Annotated in this window: 17 protein-coding genes; 3 read left to right on the top strand and 14 right to left on the bottom strand. The window is 68.9% G+C overall.

Features of this window, described 5'->3' with window-relative positions; all coding sequences use genetic code 11:
• Positions 1 to 149: 149 nt before the first annotated feature.
• Positions 150 to 329, bottom strand: a complete 180-nt coding sequence (locus CUR96_RS03235; RefSeq protein ID WP_102191859.1) for a hypothetical protein — start codon at positions 327 to 329, stop codon at positions 150 to 152.
• A gap of 108 nt (positions 330 to 437) precedes the next feature.
• On the opposite strand from CUR96_RS03235, the gene CUR96_RS03230 reads away from it, so the two are divergent.
• Positions 438 to 1,031, top strand: coding sequence for a hypothetical protein (locus CUR96_RS03230; protein WP_102191858.1), 594 nt, complete (start codon positions 438 to 440; stop codon positions 1,029 to 1,031).
• Positions 1,032 to 1,217: 186 nt separating this feature from the next.
• Here the strand turns inward: CUR96_RS03230 and CUR96_RS03225 are convergent, their stop codons facing one another.
• The 6 genes from CUR96_RS03225 to truB all read right to left on the bottom strand — a co-directional run bounded on the left by CUR96_RS03225 (position 1,218) and on the right by truB (position 7,537).
• On the bottom strand, positions 1,218 to 2,246 hold the full coding sequence (locus CUR96_RS03225) for a 6-phosphofructokinase (protein ID WP_102191857.1): 1,029 nt from the start codon (positions 2,244 to 2,246) through the stop codon (positions 1,218 to 1,220).
• Between the two features lie 217 nt (positions 2,247 to 2,463).
• Positions 2,464 to 4,626 (bottom strand): DEAD/DEAH box helicase, encoded by a 2,163-nt coding sequence (locus CUR96_RS03220; protein WP_102191856.1) that lies wholly within the window; start codon positions 4,624 to 4,626, stop codon positions 2,464 to 2,466.
• Positions 4,627 to 4,820: 194 nt separating this feature from the next.
• Positions 4,821 to 5,771 (bottom strand): bifunctional riboflavin kinase/FAD synthetase, encoded by a 951-nt coding sequence (locus CUR96_RS03215; RefSeq protein WP_102191855.1) that lies wholly within the window; start codon positions 5,769 to 5,771, stop codon positions 4,821 to 4,823.
• Positions 5,768 to 6,205, bottom strand: coding sequence for a hypothetical protein (locus CUR96_RS03210; protein ID WP_245861067.1), 438 nt, complete (start codon positions 6,203 to 6,205; stop codon positions 5,768 to 5,770). Before CUR96_RS03210 ends, CUR96_RS03215 begins: the two co-directional genes overlap by 4 nt.
• A gap of 73 nt (positions 6,206 to 6,278) precedes the next feature.
• Positions 6,279 to 6,647 (bottom strand): hypothetical protein, encoded by a 369-nt coding sequence (locus CUR96_RS03205; protein WP_102191853.1) that lies wholly within the window; start codon positions 6,645 to 6,647, stop codon positions 6,279 to 6,281.
• On the bottom strand, positions 6,644 to 7,537 hold the full coding sequence (truB, locus tag CUR96_RS03200) for a tRNA pseudouridine(55) synthase TruB (RefSeq protein WP_102191852.1): 894 nt from the start codon (positions 7,535 to 7,537) through the stop codon (positions 6,644 to 6,646). The genes CUR96_RS03205 and truB overlap by 4 nt, the downstream gene beginning before the upstream one ends.
• Before the next feature lie 80 nt (positions 7,538 to 7,617).
• Between truB and CUR96_RS03195 the strand changes: the two genes are divergently transcribed.
• Complete coding sequence (locus tag CUR96_RS03195; protein ID WP_281255041.1) at positions 7,618 to 8,517, top strand: A/G-specific adenine glycosylase; 900 nt, start codon at positions 7,618 to 7,620, stop codon at positions 8,515 to 8,517.
• A 22-nt stretch (positions 8,518 to 8,539) separates the two neighbouring features.
• Here CUR96_RS03195 and CUR96_RS03190 read toward each other — a convergent pair whose 3' ends face one another.
• The 7 genes from CUR96_RS03190 to nusA form a co-directional block, all read right to left on the bottom strand.
• Complete coding sequence (locus CUR96_RS03190) at positions 8,540 to 10,735, bottom strand: helix-turn-helix transcriptional regulator (protein WP_146008118.1); 2,196 nt, start codon at positions 10,733 to 10,735, stop codon at positions 8,540 to 8,542.
• A gap of 120 nt (positions 10,736 to 10,855) precedes the next feature.
• On the bottom strand, positions 10,856 to 12,745 hold the full coding sequence (locus tag CUR96_RS03180; RefSeq protein ID WP_281255040.1) for a glycosyl hydrolase family 18 protein: 1,890 nt from the start codon (positions 12,743 to 12,745) through the stop codon (positions 10,856 to 10,858).
• A gap of 177 nt (positions 12,746 to 12,922) precedes the next feature.
• Positions 12,923 to 15,118 (bottom strand): helix-turn-helix domain-containing protein, encoded by a 2,196-nt coding sequence (locus CUR96_RS03175; RefSeq protein WP_102191850.1) that lies wholly within the window; start codon positions 15,116 to 15,118, stop codon positions 12,923 to 12,925.
• 71 nt (positions 15,119 to 15,189) lie between these two features.
• Complete coding sequence (gene rbfA, locus CUR96_RS03170; RefSeq protein ID WP_102191849.1) at positions 15,190 to 15,627, bottom strand: 30S ribosome-binding factor RbfA; 438 nt, start codon at positions 15,625 to 15,627, stop codon at positions 15,190 to 15,192.
• Between the two features lie 72 nt (positions 15,628 to 15,699).
• Positions 15,700 to 18,483 (bottom strand): translation initiation factor IF-2, encoded by a 2,784-nt coding sequence (gene infB / locus CUR96_RS03165; protein WP_102191848.1) that lies wholly within the window; start codon positions 18,481 to 18,483, stop codon positions 15,700 to 15,702.
• 95 nt (positions 18,484 to 18,578) lie between these two features.
• Positions 18,579 to 18,833, bottom strand: a complete 255-nt coding sequence (locus CUR96_RS03160) for a YlxR family protein (RefSeq protein WP_102191847.1) — start codon at positions 18,831 to 18,833, stop codon at positions 18,579 to 18,581.
• 41 nt (positions 18,834 to 18,874) lie between these two features.
• Complete coding sequence (gene nusA / locus CUR96_RS03155; RefSeq protein ID WP_102191846.1) at positions 18,875 to 19,858, bottom strand: transcription termination factor NusA; 984 nt, start codon at positions 19,856 to 19,858, stop codon at positions 18,875 to 18,877.
• 129 nt (positions 19,859 to 19,987) lie between these two features.
• On the opposite strand from nusA, the gene CUR96_RS03150 reads away from it, so the two are divergent.
• The gene (locus tag CUR96_RS03150) at positions 19,988 to 21,343 is read left to right on the top strand and encodes a flavin monoamine oxidase family protein (protein ID WP_102191845.1); all 1,356 of its coding nucleotides are present in this window, start codon (positions 19,988 to 19,990) and stop codon (positions 21,341 to 21,343) included.
• The last annotated feature ends 1 nt before the right edge of the window (position 21,344 follow it).

Below are 21,344 nucleotides of genomic sequence, written 5' to 3'. Positions count from 1 at the left end.
CCCGAAGTGGGCAGAATCCTTCGTACGGCGACAGGCGCTGCACATCAATGCCGTTGGATGACGGCATGACCCGCCGCACGCCCTTGCCGACCGCGCTCGAGGAGCGAGCTTTCTCCGTGCGCGACGCGCACGAGCGCGGCGTCACGGCCTCACGTCTTCGCGCGGCGGATCTCGTTGTTCCCACGCGCGGCGTCCGCGCGCACGTCCTCGAGCCGGCGATTCCCGCTCCAGAAACTGCATCGCAGCGACTTGACCGTCTGCTTGCCGACATGCGGAACCGTGCTGAGCAGGTCGGCCTCGTGCTGACGCCTGACCAGTTCTTCAGCCATGGCTGCGGACTTGGGCTGGCTTCAGTGCCGTTGCCGTTCACACTGGCCGACACACGTGCCCTGCACGTTTCGGCTCGACGCCCCGCTGGGCAGCCTCGTCGACGTGGCGTGATCGGCCATCGCCTGCAGGCTCGTCCGCCGGCTCGTTGGACAGCGAAAGGCCTGCCCATCGAGCATCCTGCACGTCTGTGGAGACAAGTCGGCGCGGAATGGGAGCTCGACGACCTCATCGTCGCGGCGGACAGTCTGATTCTTCCGCGGAGGCGGTTGCTGTCCATCGAGGACCTCAGGCGGGAGGTGCTCGAGGCGGGCGACGTCGCCGGTAAACTCCTCACCCGAGCGCTGCTCGAGGCACGGCCGGGAGCCGAGACCGCCGAAGAAACCCGCCTGCGATTGCTGCTCGTGCGCGCGGGACTGCCCGAGCCGGAGTTGAACTTCGACTTGCGCGCGGGCGGAGAGTTCATCGCTCGGCTGGACCTCGCCTACCCCCGGTATCGAGTCGCTGTCGAGCACGACGGGCGTATCCATGCTGAGGACCAGGCACAATTCGCGAAGGATGCCGATCGGTGGGATGCGATTCGAGCAATCGGGTGGCAGCACGTCCGCGTTCTCAGCCACCACATGCGGCCCAACCCGCAGATCGCCGTCGACAAGGCCTCCCGTGCGCTCTTCGACGCCGGCTGGCGGCCTGGGCGCAACTGACTGCTTGTCACAGAAGTCGGTGGTGCGTATCGGAAGCACCCGCGAGTTCTGTGACAAGCACTCCCGATGCGTCTCAGAAATTGCCGTTGCGGGCCACCAGTACCCTTGACTTCTGTGACATGCGGAACTCGGACGGAGGCGACGGCGGCCGCCGCCGGGTTCCGAGCCACACGGCAGCCGCTGAGATCAGCCGAAGAGCGCTGCGGCTTCGTCGTAGCGGTACCGCGGGACGGTGTTCAGCTCGCCTAGCGCCTCGGCGAACGGAACGCGGACGATGTCGGTGCCGCGCATGGCCACCATCTGGCCCCAGGACTCCTCGACGAGGGCGTCGGCGGCGTGCAGCCCGAGCCGGGTCGCGAGCACGCGATCGAATGCCGAGGGCGAACCGCCGCGCTGGATGTGACCGAGCACCGTGGAACGGGTCTCGATACCGGTGAGGCGCTCGATCTCAGGCGCGAGGACCTCGCTGATGCCGCCGAGACGCGGCCGGTTGAACGCATCCAGGCCCTTGTCGCTGTACGCCTCGTCCATGCCCGTGAGCGTGAAGCCCTCGGAGACGACGACGAGCGGAGCCCTGCCACGCTCGAACGCACTGGTGACCAGGGCGGCGACTTCATCGATCGACATCGGCACCTCAGGGATGCAGATGACATGGGCGCCGGCGGCCATTCCCGCGTGCAGCGCGATCCAGCCGACGTGGCGGCCCATCACCTCGGCGACCATGCATCGCTGGTGCGAGTCGCCGGTCGTGCGCAGGCGGTCCATGGCGTCGGTGGCGATGTTCACCGCGGTGTCGAAGCCGAACGAGTAGTCGGTGGCGCGCAGGTCGTTGTCGATGGTCTTCGGGACCCCGATCACGTTGATGCCGTCCTTGGACAGACGATCGGCCGCCGCCAGCGTGCCCTCGCCGCCGATCGCGACGATGCCGTCGATCTTGTGGCCGTACAGGGTCTTCGCGATGTTCTCGGCACCGCCGCGAGCACCTTCGTAGGGGTTCGTGCGGCTGGTGCCCAGGATCGTTCCGCCGGCCTTGGACAGCCCCTTCACCTCGTGACGCGTGAGCGGAAAGAAGTCGCCGTCGACCACGCCGCGCCATCCGTTGCGGATGCCGACGAACTCGACGTCGTACGTCGTCGTGCCTTTGAGGACGATTCCGCGAATGACCGCGTTGAGTCCGGGGCAGTCGCCGCCGCTCGTCAGGATGCCGATCTTCATGCTGCTGCCTTCTGACTTCGGGAAAGGGGGAAAGAGGCGACGCTGCCTGCCTCGACACTAGCGCCGAAGCACCACCGGGCGCCATTCGGGGCACGCGAAAACCCCGGATCTTGACACGCCACATCGGCCGAATCGCAGATCTTCCATCGAAGTGGAATTTCGAAGGTCGCCCGCCCCTCAAGAAGCGCGTTTCTTAACGCGCTCCTCGAGGTACGGATCAGGAACCGTCGAGCGCCTGACGCAGCAGGTGCATGAGCGCCGCCAGCTGCACGGGCTCGGCTGCGGAGTCGTCGACGGCTTCGCCGTCGAGCGCACGCGCGGCGAGGCCCTGCTTCTGATCGATCAGCTCCGCGATCTTGGTGTCGATCGTGTGCGCGGCGATGATCCGCCATGCGGTGACCGGCTCATCCTGCCCGATGCGGTGCACCCGGTCGATCGCCTGCGTCTGCTCCGCGGCGGTCCAGCTGAGTTCGGCGAGCACCACGTTCGAGGCCGCCTGCAGGTTGAGGCCGACGCCGGCCGCGGTGAGCGAGCAGACCGCGATGCCGACGGACGGATCGCCGTTGAAGTCGTCGATCGCCTGCTGACGCGCGGTGGAGGTCTGGTCGCCTCGGATCGAGACCGAGCGGATGCCGGCCGAGGCGAAGTGCGCCTCCGCCCGGTCCATCACGTCGATGTGCTTCGCGAAGAACACGACCTTGCCCACCGAGCGCTGCAGCTGCGCGGCGTAGTCGGCTGCGAGCTGGGCCTTCGCCTGGCCGATCCGGCGCACCATCGTGAAGACGTTGTCTCCGCCGGTGCCGGCCGCCTTCGACTCTTCGAGCTCGTTGTTGGCCACCAGGCGGATGATGTCGTCGTCGATCTCGCCCGGCGTACCCGTCCACAGGCTCTTCGACCCGGACGAGGAACGGGCATCGACGATGCGACGGTACTTCGCCGCCAGCCGCTCCCCCAGTTCGCGCTCGGCTTGGCGGATGCTGCGCCCGAACTCGTCATCCAGCTGCACGGGGAGGTCCGCGATGAGCTTGTCCGGAAGGTCGGCAGCGACGTCCTTCTTCTTGCGACGGACGATCCCCATCGAGATCACCGCTTCGCGGGCCTCCGGGTAGAAGGCCTTGTCTGCGGGGGTGAGCCCCGTGGCGTCCAGCTTCTCCATGAGTTCCGGGCCGGGCTTCTCGCCGGTGGTCCACCCGAGGAACCGCCAGATCGCGTCGAAGTCCTCGACGTCGTTGATCAGCGGTGTTCCGGTGAGGGCAAGCATCAGCGGGTTGCCGCCCGGAGTGCGCTCGCGCACCCGGGAGGCCAGCGCCAGCACGTTCTGCGAGCGTTGCGAGGAGAGGTTCTTGATGAAGTGCGCCTCGTCGACGACCATGCCCCGCAGGCCGAGCGAGCCGAGCCAGGACAAGTGCCGGTCCAGGATCTCGTAGTTCACGATGAAGACGTCGGCGAAGGCGTCGATGTCGTCACCGTCGCCCTGGATCACGGTGGCGCGCCGGTTGGGCGTCCACCGCTCCACCTCGCGCGCCCAGTTCATCTTCACGACGTTCGGCACCACCGCCAGCAGCGGGTAGGCGCCGGCGACGGAAGCCGCGAGGGCCGACTGCGCCGTCTTGCCGAGTCCGGGTTCGTCGGCGAGGAGGAAGCTGCGATGCCCCGCCCTCACCTCTTCGAGGAAGCGCGCCTGGTGCACCATGACCTCGAGCCCCTTGGGAGACACGTGGTCGAACTCGGGCGCCGGGGGCAGGTCCATGCTCGCCACGGCTCCGCCCGCTCCGGTCTCGAACGACTTGTAGAGCGGTCCCATGAGCTCCCAGCCGTCGAGCCGGCGGCGCGGTGTCGTCGCCGCTCTCGGGGTGAGGTCGGGCTCGAGGAACGGGTTCGCGAGTTGGCGGGCCTCGACGGACGCCGGGGTGACCTGGCGCTCTGCGATCCCGGCGGGCACGACGGGCGCCTGGACCGGGGCGATGTCGACGATGATGAGCTCTTCCGGCGCGAGCTCAGCGCCCGACTCCAGGAGCCAGTCGCGCCGCATCCGCTTCGCCACCGGGGAGGTGGCCTGATCCGCTTCGAGCAGCTGGATGAGCGAAGTGTCGCGCGCCGCGGTCTTGGCGAGGATCGTCGCGACCCCGTCCAGTCGCTTCAGCAGTTCGGCGCGTGCCGGGTCGCCGAGCTCGGCATCCGCCTTCACCCTGGCGCGCTCCTCACGCACCAGGAACGCGATCACCTGGAACTTCACCCGGTTCGTCGGGCCCAGCTTGCCGCGCTGCGACTTCGCCTCGATCTCGCGCACTTTGCGCGCGAGAATCGGGATGAGGGGGGCGTCTTCGTCACGACGGGACGTCTTCTTGCGCCGCGTGGCGGCGGTTGCCGTAGTCGGCATGCTCCTCCTGAGCGTGAATGCCGAGGTACCCCGAGGGTGCCTGAGCCGTTCTCGATGTCCGCGTGTGGCGTGTGCCAGGACCGTACGAACAGTAGATCTCGTTCCCGCCGACGCACGACTGACGCGCGAGGTTCGCCGGGAACGATCGACAGTCTACGCCAGAATCGCCGCGAGACGTCGAGCCGCGACGCAAATCACGCCGGGTCGGCCAGCAGCGCTTCGGCCTCGGCGACGTCGGTGGCCATCTGCTCCTTGAGCTTGTCGATGCCTTCGAACGCGACCATCCCCCGCAGGCGCTGGACGAACTCGACACTCACATCGTGCCCGTACAGATCGAGATCGGTCTCGCCGAGGACGTGTGCCTCCACCTGGCGCACGAGCACGTCGTCGAAGGTGGGGTTCGTCCCCACCGAGATCGCCGCCTGATGGCGGATCCCGGTGTCGTGGTCGACGAGCCAGCCGGCGTATACGCCGTCGGCGGGCACGAAGGCGTCGACGACGGCGGAGAGATTCGCGGTCGGGAATCCGAGCTCGCGGCCGCGCTTCAGCCCGTGCACGACCTCGCCGCGCACGTCGACGTTGCGGCCGAGGACGAGCGCGGCGGTTGCGACGTCTCCCTCGATGAGCAGTTCGCGGATCCAGGTGGACGACACCCGGCGATCGGAACCCGGCAGGTAGACGTCGTCGACGACGCCGACGGAGAAGCCGTGCTGCGGGCCGAGGGCACGCAGCAGCGCGGGATCGCCCGCCCCTCCTCGGCCGAAGCGGAAGTCCTCGCCGACGAGCACCGTCGAGACGCGGAGCGCCCCGACCAGGATGTCGACGATGAACTCCTCGGCGCTGCGCGCAGCCATCGCCTCGTCGAACGTGAGCAGGAGGGTCGCGTCGAGGTCGAGTTCGCCGAGCAGTTCGAGCTTGCGCTCGACGGTCACGACGTTCTCCGGGCAGCGATCCGGTCGCAGCACGGCGAGCGGATTCCGGTCGAAGGTGACGGCGACGGCACTGGCACCGGATGCGGCGGCCTCGTCCTTCAGCCGGCGGATGACCGCGCGATGACCGGCGTGCACGCCGTCGAACTTCCCGATCGCGACGACCGAGCGGCCGAAGTCGGCCGGGATCTGCGCAGGGTCGCGGAAGACGATCACGCTGTCGTCTCCGCGAGCTGCGGGGCCCCGACCGGACGATGCGTCCGCAGCCACCAGATCCCGAACACGGGCAGTACCAGGGGGATGAACAGGTATCCGATCCCGAACAGCGACCAGACGGTCTCGTGCTGGAAGAGCTCCGGCATCAGGAGGCTGAGCGAGCCGACGACGACCACGCCGGTGAGCTCGAACACGATCGCCACCCAGGCGACGGCGTACCAGCCGCGCCGTCCGGCGAGCACCAGCGCGAGAGTCGCCAGCAGATAGACGACGGCCGCGACCGCCGACAGAGCGTACGCGAGCGGCGCCTCATCGAAGCGGCGAATGATCTGCACCACGCTCCGCCCGGTCGCGGCGAGCGCCATCACGGCGTAGACGATCACGAGGACACGGCCGACACCGGTCATCCGAGGGGTGGGAACGGAGGAGCTCATAGCGCATTCCATCCTAGATGCGCAGGGACCGGCCGGACTCCGCGACCGGCACCGCGAACGGGAGCGGTCCGGCTCAGGCGATCTGGATCGTCCAGATGACCTGCATGCGCCAGAGCATGATCGCGATGGCAAGGCCAGCAACGCCGAGGATCACGGTGCTCCAGCGGCTGCGCTCCATCAGCGCCCACAACACTGCCCCGACCGGCAGGAGCACCGCGGAGACGAGGTACACCCAGTACTCCAGCAGATCACCGGTGGGCGGGTTCCCGGCCAGGGGCGCGATGATCGCGACGACCACCTGGACGACGAGGAGCAACTCCACGAGGGCGAGGGCGCCGACCGAGATGTCGCTGGGGCGGCGACCGACGAGGCCGGCCACGATGCAGAAGACGCCGGCGGCGACCGCCACGGAGATCTGGGCGATGGTGAACCAGAGGATCACGAGGCTGCCTCGGGCATGTTCATTGCACTCTTGAGGTCGTCGCCGCGTTTCTCGATGATGCCCACGAGTGCCCCGTCCGGATCGACGGCTGCCGCGAGCGCACCGGTGAGCCGTGATGCCTGACCCGCGAGACGTTTGCCGTGTCGCAGGTCTCGCGCTTCCTCCGCCGTCACCGGGAGCGCTTCGAGGATTCGTGCTGCTGCGTCGGCCGCAGTGAGGGTCGCAGCACCCGCGAGGTCGTCGATGCCGACGGCATCCGCGACGTCGAAGGAGCCCACTCTGGTCCGGCGCAGCGCGGTGAGGTGACCGCCCACGCCGAGGGATGCGCCGAGGTCGCGCGCCAGTGAGCGGATGTAGGTGCCGGAGGAGCAGTCGACGATGACATCGAGATCGAGGGTACCGGAACCGGCACGCTCGGCGATCACGTCGAATCGGGAGACGACCACGTCACGGGCGGCGAGGATGACCTCCTCCCCCGCGCGCACCCTGTCGTATGCGCGGCGCCCGTCGACCTTGATGGCCGACACCGAACTGGGCACTTGCGAGATCGCACCGGTGAGCACGGCGATGCCCTCGGCGATACGCTCCGGGGTGACCGCCTCCCAGGCCGTTTCCTCAGCGCGAACGATGATCTCGCCGTCCGCGTCGTCGGTCGAGGTGGTCTGCCCGAGGCGGATCGTCGCCTCATAGGTCTTGTCCGCGCCGACGATGTAGGTGAGGAGCCGGGTGGCGCCTTCGATCCCGATCACGAGCAGTCCGGTGGCCATCGGGTCGAGCGTGCCGGCGTGCCCGACCTTGCGTGTGCCGAACGCCTTGCGAGTGCGCGCGACCGCGTCGTGGCTGGTGATGCCCGCGGGCTTGTCGACGAGGAGGATGCCGGGCGAGACCATCCTCCCAGCCTACCGAGGCGCCGGGGCGGGCTCGTTGCCGGAGCGAGCGCGCAGCGCGCTCTCCGTCCTAGGCTGGAAGGGTGCCCGTGTACCCGACATCTCCGTCTGTTCGGCGGGCGCAGTTGTCGGATTGGTACCGGCTCAGCGCCCGCGATCTGCCGTGGCGGCGTGCCGCGTTCCACGAACAGTACGGGGCGTGGGGAACGCTGGTCAGCGAGTTCATGCTGCAGCAGACGCCGGTTGCCAGGGTGATCCCGCATCTGGATGCGTGGCTGACGCGATGGCCGACGCCGCGGGCTATGTCGGCCGCCACTCCGGCCGAGGTGGTGCAGCAGTGGGCCAACCTCGGCTATCCGCGCCGAGCCCTCTGGCTGCATCGCGCGGCGATCGAGATCACAGAGCGACATGACGGCGTGGTGCCCCGCGAAGTCGACGCGCTCCTGACGCTGTCCGGGATCGGCGACTACACAGCTCGAGCGGTCGCCGTCTTCGCCTACGGCGACCGGCACCCCGTCGTCGACACCAACACCCGCCGGGTGCTGGCCAGGGCGATCGAGGGAAAGGGACAGCCGGCGGCGGCGTCCCGACGCGACCTCGCGCTGATGGAGTCGTTGCTGCCGGCGGCGGACGCCGAATCGGCGGTGTTCAACGCGGCGGCGATGGAGCTCGGCGCCACCGTGTGCACGGCCCGCGCACCGAAATGCGATCGGTGTCCGCTCCGCGCGGACTGCGCGTGGGTGGCGGCCGGCAGGCCGGACACCCCCGACACCCGGAGGCGGCAGGCCGCTTACGAGGGGTCGGACCGGCAGGCACGTGGCGCTGTGCTCAGGATGCTCCGCGACGCGGCACCCGCAGCGGTGCCGATGCCGTCGGTGATCCCGGACTGGCCGGACCCTCGGCAGCGCGACAGGGCGATCGACTCGCTCATCGCCGACGGCCTCGCCGAGGCATCCGAACTCCTGCTCTCGCTGCCGCGGTGATCGGGATATCGCGCGGCGCGTCTCAGAGATGCCGGCTGGTGCGGTGTGCGAGCACCGTCAGTTCCACTCTGGTGCGAACGTCGAGCTTCGAGAACACGCGCCCGAGGTGCACCTCGACCGTGCGGACCGACACGATCAGCCGTTCGGCGATGTCTCTGTTCGGTGCTCCCCCGACGACGAGCATCGCGACCTCGAGTTCCCGCGACGTGAGCAATGACTCCCACGCGTGCCGACACGATGCGAGCAGATCGGGTGGCTCGTCCGGAGGGCCTTCTCGGAGCTGGAAGAGCGCGAGACGCCTGTCGATGGATGCCGCCCATGCCGCGGCACCGGCGTCGGCGAAGAGTCTGCGGGCCGTCTGCAGGTAGCGCCGGGCCGTCGCATGGTCGTCCCGGATCATGGAATGGACGCCGAGCATCGCCTCCACCCTCGCTCGCGCGAACGGCGAGCGCAGCATCCGAGCCTCGGCATGAACTGCGGCGAATTCGCTGCGCCATCTGCCGTCGGCCGCGGCGCTCACACGCCGGCGGAGTTCCCGCGCCAGCGACTGCTCGCGAGGCTCGACACGTCGGCGATCATCGTGCCGCTGTCCCCCTGCGGGGGCGACCTCATCCAGACCAGGAATGCCGAGCGCCGTCTCGGGAGCGCCGCGATCCTGCCAGAGCTGCAGGTAGGCGGCGGCCTTCGCGAACGCTCCGTCGAGGTACGCTTCGATGCCGCGATCCACCAGACGATCCACCCGGAGTCCCGGCGGGAGCGCCGCGGTCATCGATCGCGCGAACGGGCCGAGCGTGCCGAGGACGGCAAGGTCGAGGCGACGCGCGAGCACCACGGCGAGCCCGGCGAACGGCATCGCGACGGGCGCGGCGATCGACGCGGTGATCAGGCGCTGCCTGGCCAGTGATATGTCTCCGCGCCACACCAGGAGCAACGTCTCGGCCACGTCTCGATAGGCGCGCACGAGCGGACTGTGCTCGAAGCCGGAGACGAACGGGTCCGCCTCTCCGCCCATCGAGCCGTCGCCGTTCGCCAGCGTGCGGAGCCCGCCGTCGATGTCGCCCTCCAGCGCGGTACGCAGAGCTCCGAGCACGCTGCCGGAGACGGGACCGGATCCTTCGACGGCGATGGTCTCCTGTTCCCCGGTCAGCAGCCAGCTCAGGGCCACGGCGGGGTCGCGCAGCTCCCGCTCCGCGCCGATACGTGCGCATCCTTCGCGCAGCGCATCGAGCCAGGTGCGCATCCTGGCTCGGTCGCCTCGTTCGGCGCAGAGCACGGCAGCGAGGGCCACCGCCCTCGTCCAGGAGTACCAGTCGTCGTGATCGTCCGTCCGAGGGCGGAGTGCTGCCGGATCGATATCGGGCACGTCGCCATGGAGATGAGCCAGTGCGACGATGAGCCCGCCGAGTCCTTGGAGCCGGCAGCGCTCGGCGCCCTCAGGAAAGAGGTCCCCCAGCCACTCGCCCGCCTCCGCGGCGTAACCTGCGCCGATGGCCGCCGCGCCGGCCACGAGACGCGCCTCGTCGCGTTCGACTCCGGCGGCGTGCGCGGCCGCTTCAGCGGCGTGAAGGAGGGCGCGATCGGAGTCACCGGCTTCGGAGAGCTCGCGCGCGATCGAGATCAGTTCGGCTGCCGTCGCGGGGTCTCCGTGGAGGGAGGACCTCGCCCGGTGCCAGGCAGCGCTCACCCGATCGCCCCTCCGGCGGAAGACGGCCTCCAGTCGTTCGTGCACCCGCACCTGCACGGCCGCCGCGGTCGTCTCCCGCAGCCAGATCGCCAGCCGCGGGTCGGCGAAGCGATAGCGGCCTGCGTGGATCACGAGATGCGGTCCCGCCGGCCCGACGAGAATCTCGTGCGCAGTCCTGGTGGCGAACTCGAGCAGCGGATCGAGACGATCGTCGAGTCGCAGAGCCGCGGCCAGCAGCAGATCCCGGTCGGCATCGGAGAGTTCGATCGCGGCGTACATATTCGCGATCGGCGGCACGAGCGGAAGCGGCGCCGGAAGCGGCCGGAGCCCGTGCCGCTGCTGAGGCGTGAGGTGGGCGGCGACTTCGCGCACTGCGGGCAGATCCGCGTTCAGTTCCACGACGAGGGTTCTCAGGACGTGCGGAGCCGTGCTCAGCTCATGTTCGAGCAGGTCATCGAGCATGCTCTCGATGACCTCGAGCGAGACCTCCGTGCCTTCGGCACGGCGCCGTCGCCGCATCTCCGGTGTCTTCACTTTCGACTCCCCCGGCGCGAAGAGAGCTTCGCGGCTAGGCACAGGGTAGCAAAACGCCTACGCCGGACAGAAGGGTGCCCCGGACCGCGGCCCGGGGCACCCTTCGGTCTGGTCAGGCCGCTAGCACGTGCCGGTCAGACCCCATGCTCCCCACTCGACTGAACCGGGCGCCTCCCCCTGCGTCCACCACTTCGCGGTGTACTCAGAACCCTGGTAGGACGCGGTCGCGCCGCCCGTGTAGACCGCCTCCGGCGACCAGGCCGCCGCATCGCAGACACCGGGATCAGTCGGATCCGTCGGGTCCGTCGGGTCCGTCGGGTCCGTCCCACACGCCTCGACGAGCGCCCACACCGCGCTCGTTCCCGGAGTGTCACCCTGGGTCCACCACTTCGCGGTGTACTCGGATCCTCCATGCGAGACCGCTGCGCCGCCGGTGTAGACGGCCGTCGAAGACCATGCCGCAGCGTCACACGTGCCGGGGTCTGTGGGATCGGTCGGGTCTGTGGGATCGGTCGGGTCTGTGGGATCGGTCGGGTCTGTGGGATCGGTCGGGTCCGTCGGATCCGTCGGGTCCGTGGGATCGGTCGCTCCGCCGGGCGTCGCCGCGCGCAGCTGATCGGCGAGTGTGCCGATCAGCTCGCCCTGGCGGTCTCCGGAGAGCTCCCACCACATACCGCCGCCCAGCTCGTGCTCGACGATGTATGCGGCCTTCTGCGTGACGCTGCGGGTGTCGTCGTAGCTCCACCACTGGCTGCCGTCGTAGCGCCATGCGGCGCCGATCGTCGCGTCGTAGTGGCCGGTGCCGAGGCTCTTCAACTTGTCGTAGTCCTCGTTGCCCTTCTCCCACGTCCCCGGCGCCGCCCCGGTCGCCGGACCCCAGGCGTCCGCGGATGTCGCTCCCTGCCAGCCTCGCCCGTAGGCGGCGAGACCCATGCCGAGCTGCGCCGGGTCGATCCCGGTCTTGAGATATTCGCGCACGCTCTGATCGACGCTGAACTGCCTGGCCTCCGCGCGGGTGTCGGCGGGGTCGTCGTACAGGTTGCCCTGATGGCCGGTGAGTCCCGCGTCCCACGCGCCGTGAAGGTCGTAACCCTGGATGTTGCCGAAGTCGAGATAGCCGAACAGCGCAGGGTCGTTCCATCCTCCGGCCTCGATGTCGGCCGGATTCGCCGGCAGGAACGCCGACAACTGGTAGTCCTTTCCGGTCGTGACGGACAGCGCATCCAGCTGCGTGCGGAACTCCTTCAGCAGGGCCTTGAAGTTCGCCCTGTCGTTCGCCTCGTCCACGATGTTCCCGACCTCGCCGTTCTGCGAGCCGGGCCACTCCCAGTCGATGTCGAAGCCGTCGAAGACTCCGGCAGCAGCTCCGGGGCCGCCGCGTCCGTCGATGACGGGCAGGTTGCCCTTGATGTAGAGGTCGATGCAGCTGGAGACGAACGTCTTCCGGGTTGCGTCGGTCGCAGCGGCCGCCGAGAAGTTCTTCGACCAGGTCCAGCCGACGAGCGACAGCATGACGTTGAGGTCCGGGTTCTTCTGCTTGAGCTGCTTGAGCTGGTTGAAAGACCCGGCCAGCGGCTGGTCCCAGCTGTCGGCGACCCCCGAGACCGAGTTCGCCGCGGTATACCCCATCCCGAAGTCGGCCCAGGCATCACCCGCACCGTCGGAGCCGTTCGGGCCTGTGCCCTGCGCCTTGTTGGCGATGAAGCACTTCAAGGTCTCGTGGTGGATGTTGCCGAACGCGTAGTTGATGTGGGTGAGGTCGGCGGCGGCACCGGACACGTCCAGCTGCTTCGCCTGGAAACCCCGCCCGTACACGCCCCATTGCGCGAAGTAGCCGACGGTGCGGTAGCCGTTCAACGCGCTCGGCTCCTCGGCCGAAACGCTCTGGGTCTCCGTGGCAGCCGCGGCCGGCACTGCGGCGACGGTGGCGAGTGCGGCCACGGTCGCCGCCGTGGCCAGCGTCGCGAGCGCGGCGGCGATGCCGCGCCGGGATCGTTCAGGTCTCGTCATGATCTTCCTTCGTCGGGCGGATGCCGGAGCATCCGCATCCTGTTCCCTCCCGTACTCGATGACGAGCGGGAGATGCGGTGGTCTGACGCTATTGACGGCGTTCCCGGGGGCGCATCGGGGTTAACCACATGGGGCCGTCATGCGCGCGGCGCACGGGTGTCCCGCATCGACGGACGCTCAGGCGTACTGGTTCGTCCGATGAGCCAGCACCGTGAGCTCAGCGCGTGTGCGCACATCGAACTTCACGAACAGCCGTCCGACATGGACCTCCACGGTCCGCACCGACACGTGCAGCCGCGATGCGATCTCACGGTTGCTGTTTCCCTCGGCCACGAGCATCGCGACCTGCAGTTCTCGATCGGTGAGCACCGGTTCCCACGCCGCACGGCACGCCGCCAAGGGGTCGGCGGAGCATACCGGGATGGGAGCCGTCGGCAGGCTGGACCTCTCCGTGACCAGCTCCCCGAGGCGCAGCAGCCGGGCATCCACGGCAGATCTCCACGCGTCGGCGCCCGACGCGGCGAACAGACTCCGTGCCGCCTGCAGATGCCGTACTCCGGCGCCCAGATCGCCGCGCGTGACGCAGGTCGTGCCGAGGAGCGCCTCGACCCTGCCGCGCTCGAACGACGATCTGATCATGCGGCCGGCGTCGGCGGCCGCCTGGTAGTCCTGTCCCCACGCATTCACGCGCGCCGCGCGGATCTGGATGCGAAGGCGGCGTGCTGCGGTGATGTCCTCGGGCTCGATGAGATTCGGAAGAGTGACAGGGCCCACCTCGTCCAGGCCGGGCAGACCGAGACAGAAGGCGGGGGCGTCGCGATCAGCCCACAACCGCACGTGCGTCGCCGCCTCGTCGAACCGACCTTCCAGGTACGCGCTGATCCCGTCCTCCACGAGGTGGTCGCTGTGCAGCGCCTGCGGCAGAGCGAACTCGAGCGCCTCGGACACGGCACTCCGGCATCCCGTCCTGGCCTGTTCCACCAGGCGCATCAACGCGACGGCGAGGCCGGCGAATGGAAGCGCGAGCGGCACTGAGACCGCCGCGCGCATGAGGACCTCGTGCGCGGCACGCAGGTCTCCGGACCAGAGGCGCAGCAGTGCCACGGCTGTCGCCCGGTAGGCCTCGACCACCGGACTGCGATCGAATCCTCGCGTGTCCGTTCCTCGGCCGTCGATCCGGTCGTCTGCGGCCAGCAGCTGGAGTCCGCCTGCGGTGTCGCCCGAGAGCCCGCTCCGCAGTGCCAGAAGGATGCGCCGGAGCGGCGCATCACCGCGGATCTCCGTGATTTCATCACCGACGACCATCGCCGCCCAGGCGTCGGCGGGGCCGCTCAGCGCACCTCCTGCCGTGCATGCCGCATCGGCCTCGTGGGCCATCGCCGCCCACTTCCTGCTCTCCGCGCCGGCGTTGCGCTCCGTGCTCAGCATCGCCGCCACCGCGGCGAGTCGTCCCCAGTCGCGCCACATCCCGACTCCGGCATCAACCGGCCGGAGACGGGCAGCATCGACGACCGGGACGGTCCCGCTGCGCAGCGTATTCGCCACGACGAGCCCTGCTGCGGCCACGCCGTCGGGGCGTCTGTCGCGTCGGGAGTCCTCGTCGACCACGGCGCCGAGCAGGTCGGCGGCATCATCCACCCACCCGCCGCGGAGCGCAGCCATCCCCGCAGCGATCCGCGCCTCGACGAGGGCGTCCGTATCGGCGTGACCTGCCGCCTCCCTCGCCACGGCGAACGAGCGCGTCGCGTCTCCCTCGGCCGCGGCATGACGCGACAGTTCCAGGAGCGGGTGCACCAGCGCGGAATCGCCCTGCATGGTGCTCAGCGACCGATGCCAGAGGGCACGCCGCTCGTCGCCGATCTGATCGTATGCGCGGTGCAGGGCGGCGTGGACCGCTGTGCGCTCGGACAGGCCGGCGCCCTCGTGCACCCAGATGCGCAGCCGAGGGTCGACGAACGCGAAGTGCCCGGCGACGAGCAGCAGACCGGAACTGATCTCGCTGGTGATGATGTCCGCCATCGATCGCCCCGACACCGCACGGAGCACTTCGGTGCGGTCGTCGACGGCCGCAGCCAGCAGCGTCCGTCGCTCCCACGGCGCCAGGACGAGATCTGCGAACCGGGTGGCGACCGCAGCGGTCAGCGGAAGCGGATCCGGCAGCGCACGGGTTCCACGACGTTCACCGGCGGAGAGCTCCGCGGCGACCTCTGCGATCGCCTGCGTGTCGCCGTCGAGTTCACGGAACAGACCTGCCGCGACATGGGGCGCGATCAGCAGATCCCGCTCCCGGAGGTGCTCCAGCAATTGCCCGACCAGCTCAGGGCTTCGGTGCGAACGCGTCGCTCCTCCGCTGCTCGCATACGTCGCAGCCACACCTGTCTCCGCTCACCTCATCGTCGCGTGTCACAAATGTTAGCAGCGCTTACAAAGGTGAGGTGATGCGATCACGCCTCGTCGTCGTCGAGCTCCCGCGGCTTGACGTACGGGTCGGCGTCGCCGGCGTGCACGGCCGAAGCGGCGATTCCGGCGACAGCTGCATCGCGCTCGCGAGCTTGACGCAGCAGAGCCGAGATGTGGTCGGCGTTCTCCGGCAGTGCATCAGGGATGAACTCGAGTGTGGGCACGAGGCGCGTGCTCAGCTGCCGTCCGACCTCGCTGCGCAGCATCCCTGTGGCTGATGCGAGTGCCGCACCGCTGGCGATGCGCTCCTCTTCCGTGCCGAGCACGGTGTAGAACACCGAGGCATGCTGCAGATCGCCGCTCACTCGGACATCGGTGAGAGTGACGAATCCGAGACGCGGGTCGCGCAGCCCCTTCTCCAGACGCTCAGCCAGGATCACACGGATGCGATCGGCGAGACGGGCCTGTCGTTCACCAGCCATTGTTCTCTTCCTCTCCACGAAGCCTTCGGGCGAGGATGCTCAGCGCACCCTCGCCCGAAGATATCGAACTGATCAGCCGCGAGGCTTCTCGACGAGTTCGATGGTCTCGATCTCGTCGCCGATCTGAATGTCGTTGAACTTGCCGAGGCCGATACCAGCCTCGTAGTCCGTGCGAACCTCGGTGACGTCGTCCTTGAATCGCTTGAGCGACTCGATGGCGAGGCCGTCCGCGAGGACGACTCCGTCGCGGATGACGCGAGCCTTGGCGTTTCGCGTGATCGTTCCCGACCGCACGATGACACCGGCGATGTTGCCGAACTTCGAGGAGCGGAACACCTCGCGGATCTCGGCGACACCCGACTGGACCTCTTCGTACTCCGGCTTGAGCATTCCCTTGAGGGAGTTCTCGACCTCGTCGATGGCGTTGTAGATCACCGAGTAGAACCGGATGTCCACACCTTCGCGAGAAGCGCGCTCGCGCGCCTTCGTGTCGGGGCGGACGTTGAAGCCCACGATGATCGCATTGTCGATCGTCGCGAGGTTGACGTCGGACTCGGTGATCGCACCGACACCGCGGTGGATGATGCGCAGCTGCACCGAGTCGTCGACCTCGATCTTGAGGAGCGACTCCTCCAGCGCCTCGACGGCACCGGACACGTCACCCTTGATGATGAGGTTGAGCGACTCGACCTTGCCCTCTTCGAGTGCACGGGTGAAGTCCTCGAGCGAGATGCGCTTGCGGGCCTTGGCCAGCTGCGCGTTGCGCTCGACCGCTTCACGCTTCTCAGCGATCTGGCGGGCCAGGCGGTCCTCGTCGGTGACGAGGAACACGTCACCGGCGCGGGGCACGGAGTTCAGACCCTGCACCTGGACCGGACGGGACGGGTAGGCCTCTTCGACCGCATCGCCGTTCTCGTCGAGCATCGCTCGGACACGGCCATATGCCGTGCCTGCGACGATCGAGTCGCCGACACGCAGCGTTCCGGACTGGATGAGCACCGTCGCGATCGAACCGCGGCCCTTGTCGAGCTTCGCCTCGATGGCGACGCCGCGTGCGGACTTGTTCGGGTTCGCGGTCAGGTCGAGGCCGGCGTCGGCCGCGAGCAGCACGGCGTCCAGGAGCTCCTGGATGCCGGTACCGGCGCGGGCCGAGACATCGACGAACATGACGTCTCCGCCGTACTCCTCGGCGACCAGACCGTACTCGGTGAGCTGCTGGCGCACCTTGGCCGGGTTGGCGTCGGGCTTGTCGACCTTGTTCACCGCGACCACGATCGGCACGTTGGCCGCCTGGGCGTGGTTGAGCGCCTCGACCGTCTGCGGCATGATGCCGTCGTCGGCCGCGACCACCAGGATCGCGAGGTCGGTGACCTGCGCACCACGGGCACGCATGGCGGTGAACGCCTCGTGACCAGGGGTGTCGATGAAGGTGATGGCGCGTTCGATGCCCTCGTGCTCGGTCCAGACCTGGTAGGCACCGATGTGCTGGGTGATGCCACCGGCTTCACCCTCGATGACGTTGGTCTGACGGATCGCGTCGAGGAGCCGGGTCTTACCGTGGTCGACGTGACCCATGACGGTGACGACCGGCGGACGGATCTCGAGGTCGTCCTCGTTCTCCTCCTCCAGCTCCTGCTCGAGGTTGAGACCGAAGCCCTCGAGGAGCTCCTTGTCCTCGTCCTCGGGCGAGACCATCTGGATCTTGTAGCCGAGCTCGGCGCCGAGCACCTCGAACGTCGCCTCATCCAGCGACTCGGTGGCCGTGGCCATCTCGCCGAGGTTGAAGAGGATGGTGACGAGGGTTCCGGGCTGCACCGTGTAACCGGTCAGCGTCTCGATCTTGTCGGCGAAGTCCGCGATGGACGCTCCACGACGCATGCGAATGATCTCGCCGTTGCCGCGGGTGACGTTGACGCCACCGACGACCGGGGCACTCCGCATCTCGAATTCCTGCCGCTTCGCCCGCCGCGACTTGCGCTGCTTGCTCTTGCCGCCGCCCTTGCCGAAGGCACCTGCGGTACCGCCGCCGGGACCACGGCCACGACCACCGCCGCCACCGGGACGACCGGCGAAACCGCCACCGCCGCCGGGACGTGCACCGGGTCCGCCTGCGCCACCGGGGCCGCCTGCGCCGCCGGGACGACCGGGGCCGCCTGGACGCTGCTGGAACGGTGCGCCACCGGGACGACCGCCACCCTGTCCGCCGCGCGGAGCGCCGGGACGAGCAGGACCGCCTGGGCGGGGTGCACCCGGACGCGGAGCGCCGGGACGCGGAGCCTGCGGACGCGGGATGTTGCCGGGCGTCGGACTCGGACGCTGGCCCATCCCCTGCGCCGAAGCGAAGGGGTTGTTGCCGGGACGCGGACCAGCCGGTCGCTGGCCCATGCCCTGCGCCGAGGAGAACGGGTTGTTGCCGGGACGAGGCCCGCCAGGTGTGGGAGCCGCGCCGTCGGCCTTCGGCGTCGCGGTTTCCGCCTTCGCAGCAGCCGGAGCATCCTGCGCAGCCGGAGCAGGCGTCTCAGCGACGGGGGCGGGTGCTGCGGGGGCGGGAGCCTCCGGAGCGGGCTTGGGGCCGGGCTTCGGTCCCGGGGTCGGGCCGGTCGGCTTCGCCGCACCGGGCTTTGCAGCTCCGGGCTTGGCCGACGCGGCCTTGGCGGCCGGCTGGGCCGCGGCTTCTGCGGGCTTCGCAGCGCCGTCGGCCTCGATCGCGGCGCGCAGCTTGCGCGCCACCGGCGGTTCGATGGTCGAGGAAGGACTCTTGACGAATTCGCCGAGTTCCTTCAGCTTTGCAAGAGCGACCTTGCTGTCGACGCCAAGTTCGGCGGCGATCTCGTGTACGCGTGGTTTTCCAGCCACAATTCTCCTGTCAGGGTCGGTCCACCCAGACAGGGCAGACCACTAGTCGCGGACGGGTCTCATTTCGAGCCGTTCACTTTGTTTCCATAGCCGTATCAGCCTTTGTTTCTTGGTGGGTATTGTTCGATGGTCTGCGTGTCCAGTGGTGCGGACACACGGAGGGCTCGTGCGAAAGCGCGGCGCCGCAGCGCGGCATCCATGCATTCCTGCGTCGGATGCAGCCACGCGCCTCTCCCCGGCAGAACCGCACGCTCATCGATGATGAGGATGTTGTTCTGGGAAACCACCCTGAGGAGGGCGGAGCGAGAAGCACGGGTGCGACAGCCGACGCACGTTCGTACGGGTTCCATCTTACACCGCGCCGCCGAGAGTCTCTGCGCAGGCCATCGGCTCAGTCCAGGACGCTGTCCGGCTGGATGTCGATCTTCGCGCCGGTCAGCTTGGCCGCCAGACGTGCATTCTGGCCTTCCTTGCCGATGGCGAGCGACAGCTGGTAGTCGGGCACGAGGGCCCGCACAGCCTTGGTTCCGGCATCCAGGATGAACGAGCTGGTGACCTTCGCCGGTGACAGCGCGTTGGCCACGAAAGCCGCGAGCTCGGGGTTGTAATCGACGATGTCGATCTTCTCCCCCGCCAGTTCCTCGGTCACCGCCCGCACGCGCCGGCCGAGTTCGCCGATGCACGCGCCCTTGGCGTTGATGGAGGGGTCGTCCGACCTCACCGCGATCTTCGTGCGGTGCCCCGCCTCGCGGGCGAGCGCGACGATCTCGACGAGACCCGCCGCGATCTCGGGCACCTCGAGCGCGAACAGCCTGCGGACCAGTCCGGGGTGCGTGCGCGAGACGGTGATCTGCGGGCCCTTCATGCCCTTGGCGACGCTGGTGACGTAGACGCGGATGCGGGAACCGTGGGTGTACTCCTCGCCGGGCACCTGCTCCTCAGGAGGGAGGATCGCCTCGACGGCGCCGAGATCGACGTGGATCATCCGCGGATTCGGCCCCTGCTGGATGACACCGGCGACGATGTCGCCTTCCTTGTCCTTGAAATCTCCGAGTACGACGTCGTCGGCGATGTCGCGCAGCCGCTGGCTGATGACCTGCTTCGCCGCGAAGGCCGCGATACGTCCGAAGTCGTCGGGGGTGGCATCCTCCTCGCCGATGATCGCGCCCTCTTCGTCCTTGACGACCTGCAGCACGGCGACGTGGCCGGACTTGCGGTCGAGTTCGACGCGGACGCCCTCCGGCGTGGTCCCATCGGCGGCGACATGCTTCGAGTAAGCGGTCAGGACGGCCTGTTCGATGATCCGGACGAGTTCGTCGAAGGGGATCGCCTTCTCCTTCTCGATCCCACGCAGCAGACTCAGTTCGATGTCCATGACGACTCCCTATTCAGCTCTCGTCGGCGCTTGTTCACACGCCGACATCCGTACCACGATACCCTGTGGCCACCGCTCGGCGCGACGCACGGGACCGCCGCCCGCCGCCCCGGGGCCCCAGGAGGACCAGTGACCGCGTTCGACACGATCATCATCGGGGCCGGGATGTCGGGCGTGACCAGCGCCCGGATGCTGGCGGATGCCGGCCGGCGCGTGCTCCTCCTCGAGGCACGCGATCGCATCGGCGGTCGGATGCACACCGACCGCTCCGCCGGCTTCGCCGTCGATCTCGGCGCCTCGTGGATCCACGGGATCACCGATTCGCCGCTCTGGGATCTGGTCCGGACGCTCGGCATCCCCACGATCGAGTTCACCGTCGGGAGCTTCCAGGCCGGCGGCCGGCCGATCGAGAATTTCGACGGCGATGGCGACCCGATGGATGCCGAGGCCACCGAGCGCTGGGTCGCCGACGTCGCGTGGGCCGACCTCGCGCTGGCCGATGAGATCGCGCGCTCCGCGCCCGGCGACACGTATCTCGACGTCACCGAGCGGGTTCTGGACCGTTCAGGCTGGACGCCGGAGCGCATCGACGAGGTGCGCGAGTTCTTCCGGCACCGTGTCGAGGAGCAGTGCGGTGCCTGGATCGGAGATCTCGACGCGCACGGCCTCGACGAGGATGCGATCGAGGGCGATGAGGTGATCTTCCCCCGCGGGTACGACGAGCTGCCGCAGCGGATCGCCCGGGGACTCGACGTACGGCTCGACCACGTCGTCACCCGGGTCAGCCGTTCTCGCGACGGCGTGGTGGTCTCGACCGATCGGGGTGATTTCGCGGCGAGCCACGTCGTCGTCACAGTTCCGCTCGGCGTGCTCAAGACAGGAGCGATCGAGTTCGAACCGGCGCTGCCCGAGCAGGTCGCCGGACCCATCGCGCGCCTGGGCATGGGCGTCTTCAACAAACTCTTCCTGCAGTTCCCGGCGCGATTCTGGTCGGAGGACAGCTACGTGCTGCGCGCCCTCGGTGAGGCCGGCGAGCACTGGCACTCCTGGTACGACGTCTCCGCGGTCAGCGGACGCCCGACGCTGCTGACCTTCGCCGCCGGACCCTTCGGCCGGTATCAGCAGGGGCGGTCCGACGACGCGGTGATCGACGACGCACTCGCCAGTCTGCGCGCGATGTACGGCGAGCGCGTGGGGAGGCCCGTCGCGCACTGGATCACGCACTGGGGCGATGACCCGTTCTCGTTCGGCTCCTACTCCCACCTCGCCGTCGGCTCTTCCCACCGTGATCACGATGCGCTGGCCGGTCCGGTCGACGGCGTGCTGCACTTCGCGGGCGAGGCGACGTGGGGCGACGAACCGGCGACGGTGGGCGCGGCGCTGTACTCCGGGCATCGCGCGGCCGAGAGGATTCTGAACCGCCCGATCGCGATGAGTGACTTCGCTGGGCGCATCGCGGCGCGCGAGCAGACCGACACCGACTGAC

The organism is Microbacterium aurantiacum, from assembly GCF_002872075.1.
Classification (GTDB): domain Bacteria; phylum Actinomycetota; class Actinomycetes; order Actinomycetales; family Microbacteriaceae; genus Microbacterium; species Microbacterium aurantiacum_A.
This window is presented reverse-complemented; position numbering and strand designations above follow the sequence as displayed.